This is a genomic window from Thioflexithrix psekupsensis (assembly GCF_002149925.1).
Classification (GTDB): Bacteria; Pseudomonadota; Gammaproteobacteria; order Beggiatoales; family Beggiatoaceae; genus Thioflexithrix; species Thioflexithrix psekupsensis.
This window is the reverse complement of sequence record NZ_MSLT01000018.1, coordinates 49,950-67,237: the sequence shown is the minus strand read 5'-3', so window position 1 is coordinate 67,237 and position 17,288 is coordinate 49,950. Positions and strand designations below refer to the sequence as shown.

Genomic DNA, 17,288 nt, shown 5'->3' with positions numbered 1-17,288 from the left:
TTTAATTAGACTATTGCGGCCCTTGTTGGCTTAATCGTTTAAAATTCAAGTTACTGCCGACATCTTGACGTTCATGCAAGGGAACAAAAAAGCCACTGGCTACATAGACGAAAAAAACCACCGCTAATAATAAAATCAAAACTTCTCGCATTGAATTGGGTGCTTGAATTCTGACTTTTGCGACTAATTGACCCAAGAAATTTCCGCGATCAGATGAGGTTTTATCTTTTGAATAAGTGGCAAAAGTCACCGAAGATCGGGGGGGATTATGTTCGCCGTGCATTCCCATTTTAGGACTAGAAGGAGATGCGGTAATAACGGATGGATTGGGCGAAGAAACCACGCTGTTTTGCGCATAATGTTGCTGCCAAATGACATCATAAGCGGCTCGCTGTTCTGGATCATTCAATACCCGAAAGGCCTCATTAATTTCATTCGCTTGAGCCTGCGCAGCGGTCTTAATGAGTGATTGATCAGTATCGGGTTTTATTCCCAAAATGGCATAATAATCTTTAGTCATCATCACTCCCATGCGGGCAAAAAAGCCCAGTGAAAAACAATATCCGTTATTTTACGCGAAAAAAAGCGATTGTTACAACGTAAAAGCAAGTTTTATTTGGGTAAATAATTTTGTAACAATTCTGTCAATTGTTCTTCGGCGAATTGTTTGGCCAGTTCTTGTAATTTTTCTGAAAATAACCTTAATTCAGGTTGTTGTTTTACCAAGAATTCACCCGCGTGAATAATACCTGCAATATCTCCCATTAATACTAAATCATACAATTGTTGTGCCTGTTGTGGATTCGGCCCTAATAAAGGCAGATCAGCCAGTGAATGCGGCGCGGACATTTCACTGCTTTTATTGCTTTCCATTATTCCTGTATCATAAATCCATGGCACATTTAATTGCGCTTGTATTAAATCTAACAATTCCTCAAAATGAACCGGTTTACCAATAAAAGCATTACAGCCTGCGGCTTGACTTTCATTTTGATGATAGTCAAAAACACTGGCCGAAATGGCGATAATTGCAATATGTTGCAATTTTGGACTTTGGCGAATATGTCGCGTTAATTCAAAGCCATCCATTGCTGGCATCACCAAATCGGTTAAAATTAAATCAGGCACAAAACGCATGGCTTGTTCTAGCCCAGTAATACCATTATCCGCTTCAGCCAAGTCAAAACCTAATGGCTGCAACAAATTAACCAGCACAGAGCGATTTTCTAATTTATCATCTACAATGAGAATTCGTCGCCGTTCTCCTGCATAACCACGAATCACAGGCGTGTTCTCATTTTCTTTAGGTTTTACTAAATAAGAAGCTGTTTTTAACGGTAAAATAAACCAGAAACAACTGCCTTTATTCAGTGCGCTTTTGACATGCAATTCTCCATTCATCAATTCGACTAAGTTTTTCGTAATAGACAAACCTAAACCCGTGCCTTCTGATTTGTGGCTAATCTCACCAATTTGTTGAAAAGGCAAGAAAATCTTTTGTATCTCTTCATCATCAATACCAATGCCTGTGTCTTCTATTTGAAAACGGATCAACACGGTTTCACCATCGCAAAATGGCAAAGATTCGACTAAACCAATTTTTAAACTCACGCCACCATATTCAGTGAATTTAACCGCATTACTCAGTAAGTTAATAATAATTTGGCGCAGTCGTTTCTCATCGGCATATAAACCTGTGGGTAAAGCGGTTAATGGTTCATAAATAAATGCGATATTTTTCTGCGAAGCCCGCATTTTAAATAATTCAGTGATTTCTTCTATAAAATGGAGAAAATTAAATGTGGTTTGGTATAATTCAATTCGTCCCGCTTCTACCTTAAATAAATCTAAAATATCGTTAATAAGCGTTAATAAATATTCTCCGCTGCGTTCAATAATCGCAATGCCTTCTCGCTGTTTCTCATTTAAACTGGCATCGCGGCGCAGAATTTGGGTATAGCCTAAAATACCGTTTAAAGGCGTGCGCAATTCATGGCTCATATTGGCGAGAAAAGTGCTTTTGGCACGATTGGCCGTTTCTGCAGCAAATTTGGCCTGTTCTGCATTATCACGCGCTTCTCGCAAGGCAATTTCACTGCGTTTTTGCTCAGTAATGTCTTCAACATTACTCCAAATAAACCGCTCGCCCATTCGCTCTAATATAAGCCCCGATAAACGCACAGGAACAGAATAACCGAGCTTATGCAAATAGACTTTTTCATAAGGGCCATAACGCCCTGTTTCTTGCAATTTTTTGATTTGTGCCAATTCGGCTTGAAAATAAGCAGGAGGCGTAATGTCCAAAAAAGAAAGGCGGCGCGTCAATAATTCTTCTTTAGTATAGCCAATCAAGCGTAAATAAGCAGGATTGGCATCGACAAATGCGCCATCACTGAATCGATTTAATACCAATCCGCCCAATGATTCTTGAAATAATAAATGCCAATAGGCTTCACTTTCACGTAATTCCTGTTCAATGTGTTGACGGTGAGTAATTTCATCAAGTAATAATTGATTGGCTGATGAAACTTTATCCAGCATGTTATTTATGCCGCTTTGAATTAAACCAATTTCATCAGAACTGCTAGGCAAAGGCGATAATTGTAAATTGCCGTGTTCAATCTCTTTTAAATAACTTAAAATAATCTGGATTTTACGCGCAATGCCAGAGGTTAAAAAATAAGAAAAACCCAATACAAAAATTAATACCAAACCACCGCTCATTAGCACCATTTCTAAATAAAATGTACGTTCTGCAAATAAGGTCTTTTGATCAATAGAAAAAACAATCAACCATTCCCATTCTGGCACCCATTGAAACACTGCATAATAATCCACATTATCCTGCACATAACGAATAGTGCCTGATTTTTCGGCTAACATCGTCTTAATATACGGCATATCATAATGGTGATATTTGGGATAAATGGGATGTAATAACAAGGTTTTTTGTGCGTTAATAATCCATAATTGTTCACTGTGAGAATCGGATTGTAATCGCTGTAATTGCAGCAGCAATTCTTGCTGCGCTTGTTCTACGTAAGCCGATAAACCGCTCACGCCCGCATCTTGTAAGATTTGATGCTCTTGCGTAATTAGATAATGCACTTGATTCAGTTCTTTAGAAAATAATTGACCTTGCAAGCGATAAACCGTGTTGCTAATGACCATATAGCCAATCGTCACCACAGGAATGCCAAATAATGCCAGCATGATAAAGGTAAAAACTGTAAATTTGCATTGAATTTTACGTTTAATTAATGATTCTGTTTTCTGATTCATTGCAATGAACGAACGGTGAAATTGTAAATGTTGGTTTTTCATTCTTTTAATAAGAGATGCCAAAGCGTTATTGTTGTTTAAACCGTCTATGTTAAAATGATACGCTTATTGACTCAAGTTTTTTCTTATCAAAAATAGAAATGGATTAATGTCCAATAGTTGAGTGATGACCCGCATTCAATCCCTCATTTGACGATTGCGGGTAAATTGACTATTATAGAAAGTTGTGAAATAAAACTATCTTTTTTGTGTTTTTAAACTATCTGGTTCATCCTCAAAATGGTGTGATAAACCTTAAAAAACAATAACATAAAGTGGTCTAACCACAGGTCAAGGGGTTGTTATGGGTATTTACGAATTGTCGATAGAGCGTTTTATGGCGTTGGAAGAGGCGGATTGTCAAGCACGAATTCGTGGCGCAAAGGCACAATTGGGCGAGCGCGTGGCCATTTTAGGCCACCATTATCAACGACAAGAAGTGTTTCAACATGCGGATTATACGGGAGATTCATTAAAATTATCCCGCGAAGCCGCACAGTCTAATGCAGAATATATTGTGTTTTGTGGCGTGCATTTTATGGCTGAAGTCGCGGATATTATGACTCGACCTGAACAGGTGGCGATTTTACCCGATTTGGGCGCGGGTTGTTCTATGGCGGATATGGCGAATTTAGCCAAAGTAGAGCGGGCGTGGCGCGAATTAAACGAGGTATTGGGCGATGCCGATCAGACTATCACTCCCGTGACTTACATTAATTCGGCGGCGGATTTAAAAGCCTTTTGTGGTCGTCATGGTGGGATTGTTTGTACTTCAACAAATGCCCGCAAAATACTTACGTGGGCGTGGCAGCAGCGCGAAAAAGTGTTATTTTTCCCCGATCAGCATTTGGGAAGAAATACTGCTTATCGCATGGGAATGGCATTGGATGAGATGGTGGTGTGGGATTTTAATTTGCCTCGCGGTGGCTTGACCCGTGAACAGATTAAACAGGCTAAATTAATTTTATGGAAAGGTTTTTGTTCGGTACATCAGTTATTTAAACCCGAACATATCGATCAGTTTTTAGCCCAATATCCTGAAACGCGCATTATTTCTCATCCTGAATCCAGTTTTGAAGTGTGTCAAAAGTCGCATGAAGTGGGATCGACTGAATACATTATTGACGTGGTGACACACTCGCCCCCCGGCACACGTTGGTTGGTCGGGACAGAATTGAATTTGGTCAAACGCTTGGCGATGACTTGCGCGCCACAAGGGATTGATGTTCATTTTATGTCGCCCAATTTGTGCATGTGTTCTACAATGTATCGTACTGATCCACAACACTTGTTATGGGTGTTAGAAAATTTGGTGGCCGGTAAAGTGGTCAATCAAATTCGCGTCGATGCCAAAGAGGCCGAACAAGCCCGTTTGTCCTTGCAACGCATGTTTGATGTGTCTTAACTGCCTGTTGTTTGAGCGGAATTTGCGCCCGCGCTGCATTCTCTTAACCCATTGTTTCTCATGACAATGCAATTCTTTTTTGCCCCGTCAACCTCACAGGACAGACCTATCTGTCTGTCCCTGCGATTGTCTGTGTTAGGATAAGCCATTTTGACACGCCCAGGGCAGGTCTATCGATCTGCCGCTGTTGTTGTGGTTTTTTTACGGATAAGTTTGGCGATACCTCTTGTTTAGAATATAAGTATTGGTTAATATACCCATATTAATATACCAAAATTATGTGAGATATAAAAACAAATTAAGTTCTAATATCTAGCTAGATATTAGGTATAAGATACTGTTTAATTTTATTAAACTTAAACACTTTACCTGACAAAAAGGTCTCAAACATACTAGTGACTTCTTTAAAGCTTGATAGACGATGAAAATTCTTTCTGACCCAATTCTTACCTTGAAGCCAAATATCCTCGACTGGATTTTGCTCTGGGGCATTGGGCGCAAATCTTAATAAACGAACTTTCCATTCTGATTCTGGAAGTCCCCCATTTAATTTCTCTAAATAAGTTCTTAAACCTTCAGAACGATGATAACTTGCACCATCCCAAATAATCACATGACGGGCTTCTTTATATCTGTAAATGAGCCAGTTAATAAAGTCTATCGTATATTTTGTATCAGCTTTCTTTGCCCTATCTAAAATAAATTCTCCCGTATAAATATTCACCGCTCCATACCACGTTTGAGAAGTGCGATAATTACTCATCTTTATTGACGTTCTTTCTCCTTTTTTCGACCAAACATAACCACAAATATCTCCCCACAACTGATGGCTTTCGTCTTGCATCCAGTACATTACCTCTCCACTTTCTATCTGTTCACGCTCCTTATCTATTAAATCCTTAATCTCTTTTTTTTTAGCTTCTACTTTTACCTCATCTTTTGCCGAATTCTCTTTGTGTGTCTTCTTATAACTTAAATTCGCTTCTTCTAATAATTTAGTATAAGAAGTATTTGAAGAATAGAAAACATCATACTCCTCTTTTAAGTATCTCTTTAGTTCCTCTATTGTTATTGTCTTCTTTTCTTGTATCCAATTAATCACATCTTCTCGTTCACGCGGCTTTAAATACCCTGGCGAGCCTTTATACGCTAACTTTAATCCTTCCACCCCTGACGCTAAATAAATGGCTTTCCATTTATCCACAAATTGCACACTGACACAACACGCTAAAGCCGCTTCCGCACGCACAAAACCAAGCAAAGACATTCTTACTGCCATCGCTCGCTTCACTTCTCTCGCCTCACCTGTTGACATTAACTCTTCTAAATCTTCATATCTTTTGTTCATTATTCTCTCCTATTTGAAAAGTATTATTATACGACTCTGAAAAAATTGGTATAGAATTTTTTAATCCAAGTTATAATTCCAGTAATATGATTTGGCAAGACAAGGTGTTGTCTGTCTTATCGCCTATCCGGTGTTATAATCACCAGCGGCGGAGTTGGGGAATTGTGAACTGTAATGTACAACGTATAGTGTCTTCCCCGCGCCTTGTTCACAAAACAAACACGCCACACTGGGCAAAACCCCAAATAAACCCCAAAATAATGGAGGGTGCAACATTTCATTTCACCCTAAATCAACTCGATAAGCGGCTAACTTGATTTCACTCTGGTTAGCGTGAAGAGTTTTTCAATTTGTCTTATAAAACAATCCCAAATCACGAGGAGGCTTTACTTATGGCTGATATGTTTTCACCCGAATGGATGCTGGCGTTTATGACAGAATGGAACAATGAACCTGAACTGTCAGACGCATTGGCCAAAATCGACTTTACATCAACCATTGGTTATGGTTTTCCGGATCAGGAAAATCCCAGTGGTGTTTTAGTGATTGAGAATGGTAAAGCGGTTCGTGCCGAGCCTTTCAATGGTCAGCCGTTGAATTGGGACATGCGCGCCAAACCCGACAACTGGCAAAAATGGTTTAACGAAGGCATCGGCATGGCAGGACTCGGCATGGCGACAGTGAGCGGTAAACTCAAATTTAAAGTGGGTAACTACAGTGCCATGATCAAAGACCCCCGTATGGCACCGCCCTTTATCAAGAGTTTTTCGGTAATGGGACGAGTTAAAGCCTAACTTAAATTTCTGGCCCGACTGATTTTCCCCAATCGGTTGGGTCAATTTTTCACGACGCACAATGCCCGTTTCCTGATGCAATTCAAGTGGTTTCTATCATGTTTAGACAATTTATTGGTGTCTTTTGTCTAGGACTACTCACGACTTCGGTAGTCGCACAAGCACCTCATTCTCAGACTTATGTGGTGCAAGAATACGCTATTCCAACGGCCGTTACGCTGGGCGGAACGGTGGTACCTTACAAAGAAGTCACGCTTTCTGCCCAATTGCCGGGACGGGTCGAGTTGATCGCCGGTGAAGAAGGGGATCGATTTAAACAAGGGACTGCTTTGGTGGCCTTAAATGGTGCTGAACTGTTGGCCCAACGTCGGGCAGCCTTTGCTGAAATGATGAGTGCTGATGCGGTGTTGCGAAATGCCAGTATGCAGTATTCCCGCGAGCTATATTCTCCTAATTCTCCCAATCAAATGAACGTTCCGGGTGGGATGGCGTTACCGAATTTATTTGATCAGTTTTTTTCTCGGCCGGCCAGTGATTTTTTAGGTCAGAGCCATTCTGGTTTGGATCGTTATACCGAGTTGCACAATTTCGGCACCCAAATCGAACAAGCCCGCAATGCCAAATTACGCGCTCAATCGCAAATCGAGCAAATTGATGCCAAATTACGCGATGCCGTCGGTAAAGCTCCGTTTGATGGGATTATTACCCAAAAAATGGTTGAAGTCGGCGACACCGTACAACCCGGAACGCCATTGGTACAGTTTGCAGACACCGAATATTTACAAATTCAAATAGAAGTGCCAGCGCGTTTGGTGCCGGGTTTGAACGTGGGCATGACGGTGCCAGCCAAATTGGACGTGTTAAATACGCCGGTGCAAGTGCGGGTGGCGCATATTTTTCCGGTGGCTGATCCTATCCGTCATACTGTAACAGTGAAATTCGATCTGCCCATTGGTACGCGCACAGGTCCCGGACAATATGCCCAAGTGGATGTACAAGATACCAATGTCACTGCTCAAGTGTTGCCGGTGATTCCTCGTTCGGCGTTGGTGTGGCGGGGGAGTTTGCCGGGGGTTTATGTGCGGCAAGGTGAGCAACGTAGTTTGCGTCTGGTTCGTATTGGGCGCGACATGGATACTCATCACGTAAGCGTATTAAGCGGCTTGAAACATGGTGATGTGATCGAACTCAGTCCCGCACCGGGCGGTTCTTCCAGTTGGAGTAGCACACCTAAACCTTAACCCGTCGTCCTTGAATGGGTTATCCGTTGTCTGGTTATCGATTAGACGACGGTTTGACGGCCGATTAACCTTGATAAACAAAATGATAACCGTGCAATCATGACCGAGAAACACTCACAACCCCCAGAGCAGGAGCGCACTGCCGAGGCAAGTCATTTAGGCATTGCCGGACGCATGGCGCGAGATTATATTCACTCTCCGTTATCTCCCTTGTTCTTTGTCGCCATGCTGTTTATGGGCATCATGGGCTTGATTTTTACTCCCAGACAGGAAGACCCACAAATTTCTGTGCCGATGGTGGATTTATTTATTCAATATCCTGGTGCCTCGTCGCAACAGGTTTCCAGTCTGGCTTTAGACCCATTACAACGCATTATGGCCGAAATTCCCGGCGTGAAACACGTCTATTCCGCGGCGATGCGTGGACAAGGTATGGTGACTGTGCAGTTTGATGTGGGCGAACAGATGGAAAATTCTGTTTTCAAAGTCCATGACAAATTACAGTCCAATCTGGATAAAGTCCCTCCGGGTGTGATGCCGCCTTTGGTGAAACCCAAAGGGATTGATGATGTCGCTGTCGTGGCGTTGACCCTATGGTCAGAAGATGTGGATGATGGCGTTTTGCGCACGATTGCGTTGGATGTCATGCAGAGTTTGAAAGAAATTGCGGACACCGGTGCCAGTTATATTGTCGGCGGACGCGCTGAACAAGTTAAAATCGAGGTGATGCCAGAGCGTTTATCCGGTTTTAATATCAGTTTAGCGCAAGTGGCACAAACCATTCAGACGGCTAACAGTCAGTTGAATGCGGGTTATTTGGAGATGGATAACCGTTATTTTACGGTTTATACGGGGTCATTTTTACAAAGTGCCGACGATGTGGCGCAATTGGTGGTGGGAACTCATGCTAATGCGCCGGTTTATGTGCGCGATGTGGCCACAGTGACCCAAGGCCCCGAAGAAGCGCGTCAATTGGTTAATTTTTTCTCTGGTTCATCTTATCCGCAAGTGGCTGGGACAACGTCTGTGGTCAATGGTGCGGCTGCTGTCACCATTGCCGTGGCGAAAAAAGTGGGAACAAACGGCGTAAGCGTGGCCGATCAAGTGTTAAAGCAAGTGGAAATGTTGCAACAACGCTTGATTCCTGACAATGTTCATGTGGAAGTCACCCGCAATTACGGGAAAACAGCTAACGATAAAGTGAATGATTTAATTAAGAAATTATTCATTGCCACGGGAGCGGTGACGGTTTTGGTTTTGCTGACTTTGGGAATACGACCTGCCATTGTGGTGACGTTAGTGATTCCTGTGGTGATTTTGATCACCGTATTTTCTGCTTGGGTGTTGGGTTTTACCATTGATCGGGTGAGTTTGTTTGCCTTAATTTTCTCTATTGGGATTTTGGTGGATGATGCGATTGTGGTGGTGGAAAATATTTATCGTCGCTGGCTGCTCAACGGCAAAATTGACACTGACACCGCAGTGGATGCCGTGCGAGAAGTGGGTAATCCTACGATTTTAGCTACGTTTACTGTGGTGGCGGCGTTGTTACCGATGGGATTTGTTTCGGGCATGATGGGTCCTTATATGGCACCGATTCCGGCATTAGGATCGGTGGCGATGATTTTTTCTTTATTGGCGGCGTTTATGTTTACGCCTTGGTTGGCAATGCGTATTCGTCCTTCTATCGCCGGACTCCATGCGGCCGAACAACGCGAACACAACACCAATGAAAAATTAGAGCGTTTTTATCGTTGGCTTTTGCCCCCGTTGTTTAGTAATCGTTTGATTGGTTGGGGATTTTTACTGGGGCTGGTGTTGTTATTTTTTGCGGCTTGTGCAATGTTTTACACCACAGCCGTGCAAGTGAAAATGTTACCGTTGGATAATAAGCCTGAGTATTCTGTTTTCCTCAATATGCCCGAAGGCACGTCTTTACCGGCAACGGCTAATTTGACTTATCAAATGGTGGAAAAAATCCGCAGTATTCCTGAAGTGGTGTCTTTGGTCACGTATATTGGTACATCGCAACCGTTTGATTTTAATGGTATGGTACGCCACTATTATCTGCGTGATAGTTCTTGGCAAGCCGATATTCATATTCAATTGATGGATAAAAAAGATCGCAAGCGAAGCAGTCATCAAATTGCCACTGAAACCCGCCGTATGTTAGCGGAATTAACTCGTGGTACTGGAGCGCGTTTTACCGTAGTAGAAATGCCGCCGGGGCCGCCAGTTTTACAAGCGGTTGTGGCTGAAGTTTACGGGCCAGATAATCAAACTCGTCGTACTGTCGCACAGCATTTAACCCATGTGTTTGAACAATCAGAAATTGTTAGCGATGTCGATAATTATATGGATCAACCTTATGACACGTGGCATTTTGTGGTGGATACGGAAAAAGCAGTCAGACGCGGTATTTCTGTGGATACCATTAATCAAAATTTAGCGATGGCATTGGGTGGGTTTAAGTTAGGCGATATTAAGCGGGGAACGGTGTTAGAACCGACGTATATTGTGATTCAAGTGCCTTTGTCGGTGCGCTCTCAACTCACTCGTTTGTATGATCTGCCGATGCCCAGTCAGCAAGGTAGCAGTATTTCTTTGGCTGAATTGGGGCGTTTTGTCAAAGTTCCCCAAGACCCAATTATTTATCAGAAAGATTTACGCCCAGTAGAATATGTGGTGGGTGATTCGGTGGGAACGTATTTGGGAGACAATCGTTACCGTTTGGGCGCGCCTATTTATGGTATGTTTGAGGTGGAGCGGTTGTTACAAGGCTATGTTACGCCAGATGGCGTGGATTTGGGTGCGACGGGGGGGTATTATCTTGGGCCGCCGCCAGCAGATGGTCGCTCTGGTTTTGAGTGGACAGGCGAATGGACAATTACCTATGAAACCTTCCGTGATATGGGTTTAGCCTTTGGTGTGGCGATGGTGTTGATTTATATTCTGGTGGTGTGGTTATTTGGTAATTTCCTCGTGCCTGCGGTGATTATGGCACCTATTCCGTTGACTTTATTGGGTATTATTCCCGGCCATTGGTTGCTCAATGCCGAATTTACGGCCACATCGATGATTGGTTGGATTGCTTTAGCGGGGATTATCGTGCGTAATTCGATTTTGTTGGTCGATTATTCGATTCACGAAGTGAAGAAAGGCACGCCGATTGAAGATGCGGTGATTTTGGCTTGTAAAACAAGAACACGTCCGATTATGATTACTGCTTTTGCTTTGGTGGCGGGGTCATTTGTGATTTTGTTTGATCCGATTTTTCAGGGGATGGCGATTTCCTTGTTATTCGGCGTGTTGGTTTCGACCTTATTAACTTTGGTGGTGATTCCGCTGGGTTGTATTAGTGTGGGGCCAGAGGCTTTGTGTAGCAGTGGTTTGGGCGGCGACGAGAGCAACTGCGGCGGCAATAACACACCACACGACGGCGGTTCGGGCGGTCAGAGTAAAACCACTGACAGTGATAATCCCGGCTTTTTTGCGCAAGTGGGCGAAAAAGTGGTGTTGTTTGCCACCTTAGGTTTTTACATGGTGCGGGCTGTGTTTATCATGTTGTGGATGATGATTGTGGGGTTGTGGACTCGGTTGACGCAAAAACCAGAACCTCCCCCACCTCCCCGCACAGTACAACAACCGCCAACTCCAGTGACTCCTACGCCTCCTCCAGCGGCACCGGTGACAACTGCGCCTTCGCCTGCTGTGCCGCCGGTGGTTTCTTCCGTTTCGGTGGTTCCGGCGCATGCAATGAGCGGTCAATCCGTGGTGCAAGTGGTGTTGCCGGCGGATAAAGTCAGCCCAGAAACCGTCATTATTCCCGTAACGCTGCCAGAGGGAATCAGCGTGGAATCAACGGCAACTCCCATCATTCGAGATGAAACGCCGTCTGCTTCTCCCGCGCCTGAGTTAGAAAAAACGCCCACGCCAGAGGCAACGGCTGAAATCGCAGAAGTGTCCCTTTCTCGCGTTGATCCCGTAGAATCTGAAACAACGCCCGCGCCATCCTCTGCCCCCACCGCACAAGATGCAGTGGCACGCAGCGGCAAAAAAAGCACAAATCCCCGCAAACAAGGCGGACGGCGTGGTATTCAGTTAAAAACGGATTTGACAGACAACGAGGATGCCGATAAATCGGATAAGTCAGAGAAATAGGGAAGTAGGGAAGTAGGGAAAATTTGACGGTAATACGTAGAGACGTAAATAATACGTCTCTACGATCAGCAGGGATCCATTTTAATTTCAAACACGGTCGGCCACCATTTTCCCGTCACAAATAAACGATCTTGCTGGACATCATAGGCAATCCCATTCAATACCGCTTGAGAATGGCGCAGTGTTGTTTCAGGACGTAAGGCGGTTAAATCTAACCAACGGTTGACTTGTCCCGTTTCAGGATTAATCATGGCAATTAAATCAGTGTGCCAAATATTGGCAAAAATTTCTTGCTTCACATATTCCAGTTCATTTAAATGAATGATTGGTTTTTCTTGATCAAACACAGCTAATGTTTTTTGCACGCTAAAATCGTCGGGATTTAAAAAGCGCAATTGATTCGTGCCATCGCTCATAATTAAATGGACATTATCATGCGTTAATCCCCAACCTTCACCGGCATAATGAAACGTTTTTATTCGCTCAAAACGAGTCATATCATAAACAAATGCCTTACCTGCTTTCCACGTTAATTGAATTAACTGATTATCCCAACGGGTTAATCCCTCACCGAAAAATTGTTTATCTAACGCCACTTGTTGCATCACTTGACCTGTGGTCAAATCGACTTGACGTAAGTTAGATTGTCCCCACAATCCCGTGCTTTCGTAAAAAACATGATTTTCGACAATTAAACCTTGCGTAAAGGCCTGCGTATCATGTGGATAGCTCGCCACCACGCGGTAATCACAGTGCGGTGCCGCGAATAACCATAAAGGACACAATACACCAGTGATTAAGCCAGCTATTTGCGCATATTGTTGATACCTATCCACATTGTTGACCCTCTGTAAATTAATGCGTATTGGCGGCGGGCATTTTACCCATTTCCCCCCACAGTTTTTCTAACTGATAAAAATCCCGAATATCCGGCTGCATCACATGCACAATCACATCGCCCAAATCCACTAACACCCATTCTCCCGTTTCAAACCCTTCCTGTCCCAATGGCCGTAATCCGTGCTTTTTCGACTCTTCCACCACATTACTGGCAATCGCTTCAACTTGACGATTCGACTGCCCGCTGGCGATCACCATATAATCAGTAATATTACTGATTTTCTGCACGTTTAACACCTTAATTTCTTGCGCTTTGCGATCTTCTAAGGCGTTAATCACCATTTTCAATAATTGTTCACTCTGCATTTAAGCTCCTGAATCACACGATAAATTTAACACACATTCAACATTTTCAACATCAGCGGTCATTGTAGCAGCATTAAATGAAAGCACAAGCCACCGGCTTGGGTGAGTTGTAATGCTTTAATTTTGCGCTATCAAATGAGTTCTATACCATAAACTGGCAGCGATACTCATTTCGGTCAAACGGGCGTGCGGGTGCAGCGTTTTAACCAAAGTCAATGCGGTTTCTGTGGGTAAATCGAAAGCAGACATGAGCGTGGCCAGTGCGACTGCGGGGGATCGTCCGTAGCCTTGTTGACAGCATAAATAAACCCCTTCGCGTTGCTGTATTAGACAAATACGTGCGTGTGCGACTGCTGCGGCAAAAGCCTGCTGTTCTGCGATAAGCACATGTTTTTGATAAAGAATAGGGGAAATTTTAGACGGTAACAGAGAATGTCTGGCAGGAACGGAAAAAACATCACTGAACGAAAAACGGGATACTTCAAATAATCGCGTCAAATCCCGCGGCCAAAATGCCCAAGTTCCTAAACCCGACACATCAATAATATGTTGATAACCTAGACATTTTAACTCATAAAAAAACGATGCCGACACCGTCGCCGTACCAATGCGCAACATCCCGCGACAAGCCATTAATAACGCTGGCGACACGCCAGATGATGCGCATACCATGATGGTTTTTTTAGGCGGCTTGTCCTGTTAAGAGGGGGTAGTCTTGTAAAATGGTTTTGAATTGCTGCATTCGATCCACCGCATCTGGCGAATTACGATTAGGATGTCGGTATAAGTGAAAACCGCGCCAAGTGTGTTGAGTGATCACTTGTTGGTCGGCTAAGGTTTGCGCCATCGCCACCAGTGCGGGCGAAGGCGGGTCTAAGACATCCCACAACACGCTAAATTCATTCACCTGCGCATAACAGCCTGCAAATAAAGGCGCGTCTTCTACATGAATTAATAAGGTTGCCGTTTCGTAAGGAGCTGGCGTACTGGCCAACAATCCCACGGCTGAATTTAGCATTGCCGCGGGCATTGCAGGACGCGGAGCCAACACCAAAGGCGACGGCACATTCTTAAATGTCTGCACCAGCGAATCCAAACGTCCAGATAAACGCAATAAACCCGCAATACCAAATCGAGGTTTACCTTGTTCACCGAACACAGCGGCCAAATGAGAATTTTCCGCCAATTCTATCAACACCTGCTGCTGATCAAACGCGCCTAAACCCGCTTGCTTCAACATGTGTACCACCCAAACATGCGAGTAAAAAAGACAGCGAACGGGACGTGATGTCTGTGTCATTGTGAATCCAACCCATGAATGAATATAAAGTAAAGCAAAACAATATGGCCAACAACCCGTAAAAAAAACATCAATACATAACTTATTGTTTTCAAAATAATACTAATTGGCAAAAGTATGTGAAAAAAAACTTTTTATGTCAATCATTTTCCGTGTTTGCTCGTTCCCACATGCCGAGGCAGCAAAAGAACCGCCTTGACCATGAGTTTGGTAGTCCTAGCCAAGTAGTGATATGAATAAAATTATCCCAAATCTAACGATTCGTTATCATGGTGAATTATGATTTTCTAATTTTTTAGAGAAGGATAGCGTTTCTCTGACTAAGCGAGAAATACGCTGTCTGAGAGTGCAATTAAGACGTTCAACAAGGGAAATTGAAACAAAAGATAAGCGGGTCTAAATCGAAAGTACGGGCATCTTTCTACCCCAAATGGGAAATTGAAACTAAGCCCAAAGAAATGGTTAAAACCGCTTGGAATCTTTCTACCCCAAACGGGAAATTGAAACTTATGTCCTTTCGCAAAATGATTTCTGATTACATTACTTTCTACCCCAAACGGGAAATTGAAACGATATTATTGTTTCTTTTCATACCGCACCAAGCGCACTTTCTACCCCAAACGGGAAATTGAAACGAGATTCAGGGGATTTTGTCGTGTAATCAGGAACAACTTTCTACCCCAAACGGGAAATTGAAACTACCAGTTTGGCGAAGAAATTACACTGATAGGCAAGCTTTCTACCCCAAACGGGAAATTGAAACATTCCTTTTTTGCCGCTTTACTTGGTATCGATGCCTCTTTCTACCCCAAACGGGAAATTGAAACAAAATATCAATAAAATTGAAAAAGCTGATGCGGTCTTTCTACCCCAAACGGGAAATTGAAACTAATAGAGGCATTAAATAAGGATGATGATGCTTCATCTTTCTACCCCAAACGGGAAATTGAAACGCCTCTTATACCTTCAGTGATGCACTACAATTTTTACTTTCTACCCCAAACGGGAAATTGAAACCCTCTGAGTTATGCGGTTTGGCGGCGTTACGACTAAGTGGCGTATCACTGATATACAACGTAAGTTGTTGATTCTTCATAGACCGTATAACTCCTTTCAACTTCGACCCCCTAGGGTTTTGGCGTAAACGGAGGTCGAAGTTGGGACTATCCTCCCATATTCCTCTCAAAAAGTCAACAAAACGAGTTTGCTTAAACCAAAAATAAAATGTTATGCCAAAAAATATTACAAAACCTCACTCCCCTGATGACCGTCATCGAGTCGGGATTTTTGATGTTCCACGAATTCCACCGTCACATTGTGTCGATTCTCTGTAGAGACAAAAGCCAATCGATCATCATCTTCAGATAATTCAGCCAGTTCACGACGTAAACGCTTATAAGTCGCTTCCGTCAAATCACCACAAAACACACTATTCTGTCGCCAGTGGAGATAGCGAGCCAGTAATTTATAGAACAAACGGGTTCGTTTGGCAGGAACATCATAAAAAACAACCACATACATACAATCTATACCTTATGTAAAAACGGCTGATAATCGGTCAAACCCAGAACATGAGATTGTAAACGAAAGGCTTCCCGTAAAATAAGCGTCCGATAACCACGGACATCATCAGCCAAAGACACCTTATCCATTTTCTCCCGAAATGCCTCAACAACAATGCGTCGTCCTGACTCGCTCAAATGGCAAAATCCTGGAGATTCCGTAAAATCCTCATCTTTCAACATCCGTTGATTCACCAACGTAAAAATCAAACGATCTGCCAAAACAGGCTTAAACACCTCAGCCAAATCCAAAGCCAACGAAGCACGAGCCTGAGTGGGCGCATGAACAAAACTCAACGTTGGGTCCAAATGTGTTTTCGACAACTCATGCTTACACGCACTATAAACAAGCCCATTACAAAATGAAATCAGTGCATTAATTCTATCGGTAGGCGGCCGTCGAGTTCGTCTCACAATAGTCAACTCAGGATTAATCAACTGCCATCCCGAATAATAAACTTGACGCGTCATCCCTTCACAACCCATCAACTGCTCTATCGAATTGGCTTGTAGCAAATTCTCTTGATGCCGTTGCATTTGTTCCAAAATAGGTTTCAAATCAGGTCGATCCCGATAACAGTAATAACGTAAATTCGCGGCCAAATTATGCAGCCCACCGTTCAAAATACACCGCGCCAACGCCAAACGAGTCGTTTCATCCAAAATAATCCGTGCCTGTCCCAAATGAACTGCGCCCGACTGATGCGGATTCGCCGCCTCAAGCGATCCCGAAAAATAACCATAAAAATCATGAAAAGACAACCGAACCCCATTTTTTCCCAAAAAACTCGCCAATTCCGTATTAAACTGCATACTTCCCAACACCACGACATGCTTCAGCGTTTCCACAGGAAAGCGACGGGGTTTACCTTCTTTGGGGGTCACCTGTAACGTATTATCACGCCGACTCAAGCGCGTATCAGAGAGCAAATAAAGCGTTTCCATTATAT

The 17,288-nt window shown here is 43.3% G+C and carries 14 protein-coding genes, 1 pseudogene and 1 CRISPR repeat array; of the genes and pseudogenes, 4 read left to right on the top strand and 11 right to left on the bottom strand.

All coding sequences use genetic code 11. The annotated features are described in order from the left end of the window. Positions 1 to 10 precede the first annotated feature (10 nt). Both TPSD3_RS10680 and TPSD3_RS10675 read right to left on the bottom strand, forming a co-directional pair. The gene (locus TPSD3_RS10680) at positions 11 to 523 is read right to left on the bottom strand and encodes a J domain-containing protein (protein ID WP_140048538.1); all 513 of its coding nucleotides are present in this window, start codon (positions 521 to 523) and stop codon (positions 11 to 13) included. An 89-nt stretch (positions 524 to 612) separates the two neighbouring features. Continuing rightward, positions 613 to 3,324, bottom strand: coding sequence for an ATP-binding protein (locus tag TPSD3_RS10675; RefSeq protein WP_086488533.1), 2,712 nt, complete (start codon positions 3,322 to 3,324; stop codon positions 613 to 615). 301 nt (positions 3,325 to 3,625) lie between these two features. Between TPSD3_RS10675 and nadA the strand changes: the two genes are divergently transcribed. Next, positions 3,626 to 4,726 carry a quinolinate synthase NadA gene (gene nadA, locus TPSD3_RS10670; RefSeq protein ID WP_176329842.1) on the top strand — a complete coding sequence of 367 codons (1,101 nt, stop codon included), beginning with the start codon at positions 3,626 to 3,628 and terminating at the stop codon, positions 4,724 to 4,726. Between the two features lie 316 nt (positions 4,727 to 5,042). On the opposite strand, the gene TPSD3_RS10665 is transcribed toward nadA, so the two are convergent. Both TPSD3_RS10665 and TPSD3_RS17570 read right to left on the bottom strand, forming a co-directional pair. After that, positions 5,043 to 6,074, bottom strand: a complete 1,032-nt coding sequence (locus tag TPSD3_RS10665) for an IS630 family transposase (protein ID WP_086486662.1) — start codon at positions 6,072 to 6,074, stop codon at positions 5,043 to 5,045. Positions 6,075 to 6,197: 123 nt separating this feature from the next. After that, positions 6,198 to 6,350, bottom strand: coding sequence for a hypothetical protein (locus TPSD3_RS17570; protein ID WP_176329841.1), 153 nt, complete (start codon positions 6,348 to 6,350; stop codon positions 6,198 to 6,200). A 116-nt stretch (positions 6,351 to 6,466) separates the two neighbouring features. On the opposite strand from TPSD3_RS17570, the gene TPSD3_RS10660 reads away from it, so the two are divergent. The 3 genes from TPSD3_RS10660 (at position 6,467) to TPSD3_RS10650 (ending at position 12,270) form a co-directional block, all read left to right on the top strand. Next, a complete protein-coding gene (locus TPSD3_RS10660; protein WP_086488532.1) occupies positions 6,467 to 6,868 on the top strand; it encodes an SCP-2 sterol transfer family protein in 402 nt (133 codons plus the stop codon). A 98-nt stretch (positions 6,869 to 6,966) separates the two neighbouring features. Beyond that, positions 6,967 to 8,109, top strand: a complete 1,143-nt coding sequence (locus tag TPSD3_RS10655; RefSeq protein WP_086488531.1) for an efflux RND transporter periplasmic adaptor subunit — start codon at positions 6,967 to 6,969, stop codon at positions 8,107 to 8,109. Positions 8,110 to 8,208: 99 nt separating this feature from the next. Beyond that, positions 8,209 to 12,270 carry an efflux RND transporter permease subunit gene (locus TPSD3_RS10650; protein WP_086488530.1) on the top strand — a complete coding sequence of 1,354 codons (4,062 nt, stop codon included), beginning with the start codon at positions 8,209 to 8,211 and terminating at the stop codon, positions 12,268 to 12,270. Positions 12,271 to 12,335: 65 nt separating this feature from the next. On the opposite strand, the gene TPSD3_RS10645 is transcribed toward TPSD3_RS10650, so the two are convergent. The 7 genes and pseudogenes from TPSD3_RS10645 to cas1b form a co-directional block, all read right to left on the bottom strand. After that, positions 12,336 to 13,106: a glutaminyl-peptide cyclotransferase gene (locus tag TPSD3_RS10645; RefSeq protein ID WP_176329840.1), complete on the bottom strand. Its 771-nt coding sequence runs from the start codon at positions 13,104 to 13,106 to the stop codon at positions 12,336 to 12,338. Positions 13,107 to 13,125: 19 nt separating this feature from the next. Continuing rightward, the gene (gene rsfS, locus TPSD3_RS10640) at positions 13,126 to 13,476 is read right to left on the bottom strand and encodes a ribosome silencing factor (RefSeq protein WP_086488528.1); all 351 of its coding nucleotides are present in this window, start codon (positions 13,474 to 13,476) and stop codon (positions 13,126 to 13,128) included. A 117-nt stretch (positions 13,477 to 13,593) separates the two neighbouring features. Continuing rightward, a complete protein-coding gene (locus TPSD3_RS10635) occupies positions 13,594 to 14,148 on the bottom strand; it encodes a protein-tyrosine phosphatase family protein (RefSeq protein ID WP_086488527.1) in 555 nt (184 codons plus the stop codon). A 10-nt stretch (positions 14,149 to 14,158) separates the two neighbouring features. After that, a complete protein-coding gene (locus TPSD3_RS10630; RefSeq protein ID WP_086488526.1) occupies positions 14,159 to 14,716 on the bottom strand; it encodes a hypothetical protein in 558 nt (185 codons plus the stop codon). A 327-nt stretch (positions 14,717 to 15,043) separates the two neighbouring features. Then, a pseudogene (locus tag TPSD3_RS18360) lies at positions 15,044 to 15,142 on the bottom strand (IS1 family transposase); the annotation flags it as partial. A 51-nt stretch (positions 15,143 to 15,193) separates the two neighbouring features. Continuing rightward, positions 15,194 to 15,793: a CRISPR direct-repeat array (repeat unit 28 nt; unit sequence CTTTCTACCCCAAACGGGAAATTGAAAC). A 225-nt stretch (positions 15,794 to 16,018) separates the two neighbouring features. Next, complete coding sequence (gene cas2, locus TPSD3_RS10620; RefSeq protein ID WP_086488525.1) at positions 16,019 to 16,297, bottom strand: CRISPR-associated endonuclease Cas2; 279 nt, start codon at positions 16,295 to 16,297, stop codon at positions 16,019 to 16,021. Between the two features lie 5 nt (positions 16,298 to 16,302). After that, complete coding sequence (gene cas1b / locus TPSD3_RS10615; RefSeq protein WP_086488524.1) at positions 16,303 to 17,283, bottom strand: type I-B CRISPR-associated endonuclease Cas1b; 981 nt, start codon at positions 17,281 to 17,283, stop codon at positions 16,303 to 16,305. Positions 17,284 to 17,288 lie beyond the last annotated feature (5 nt).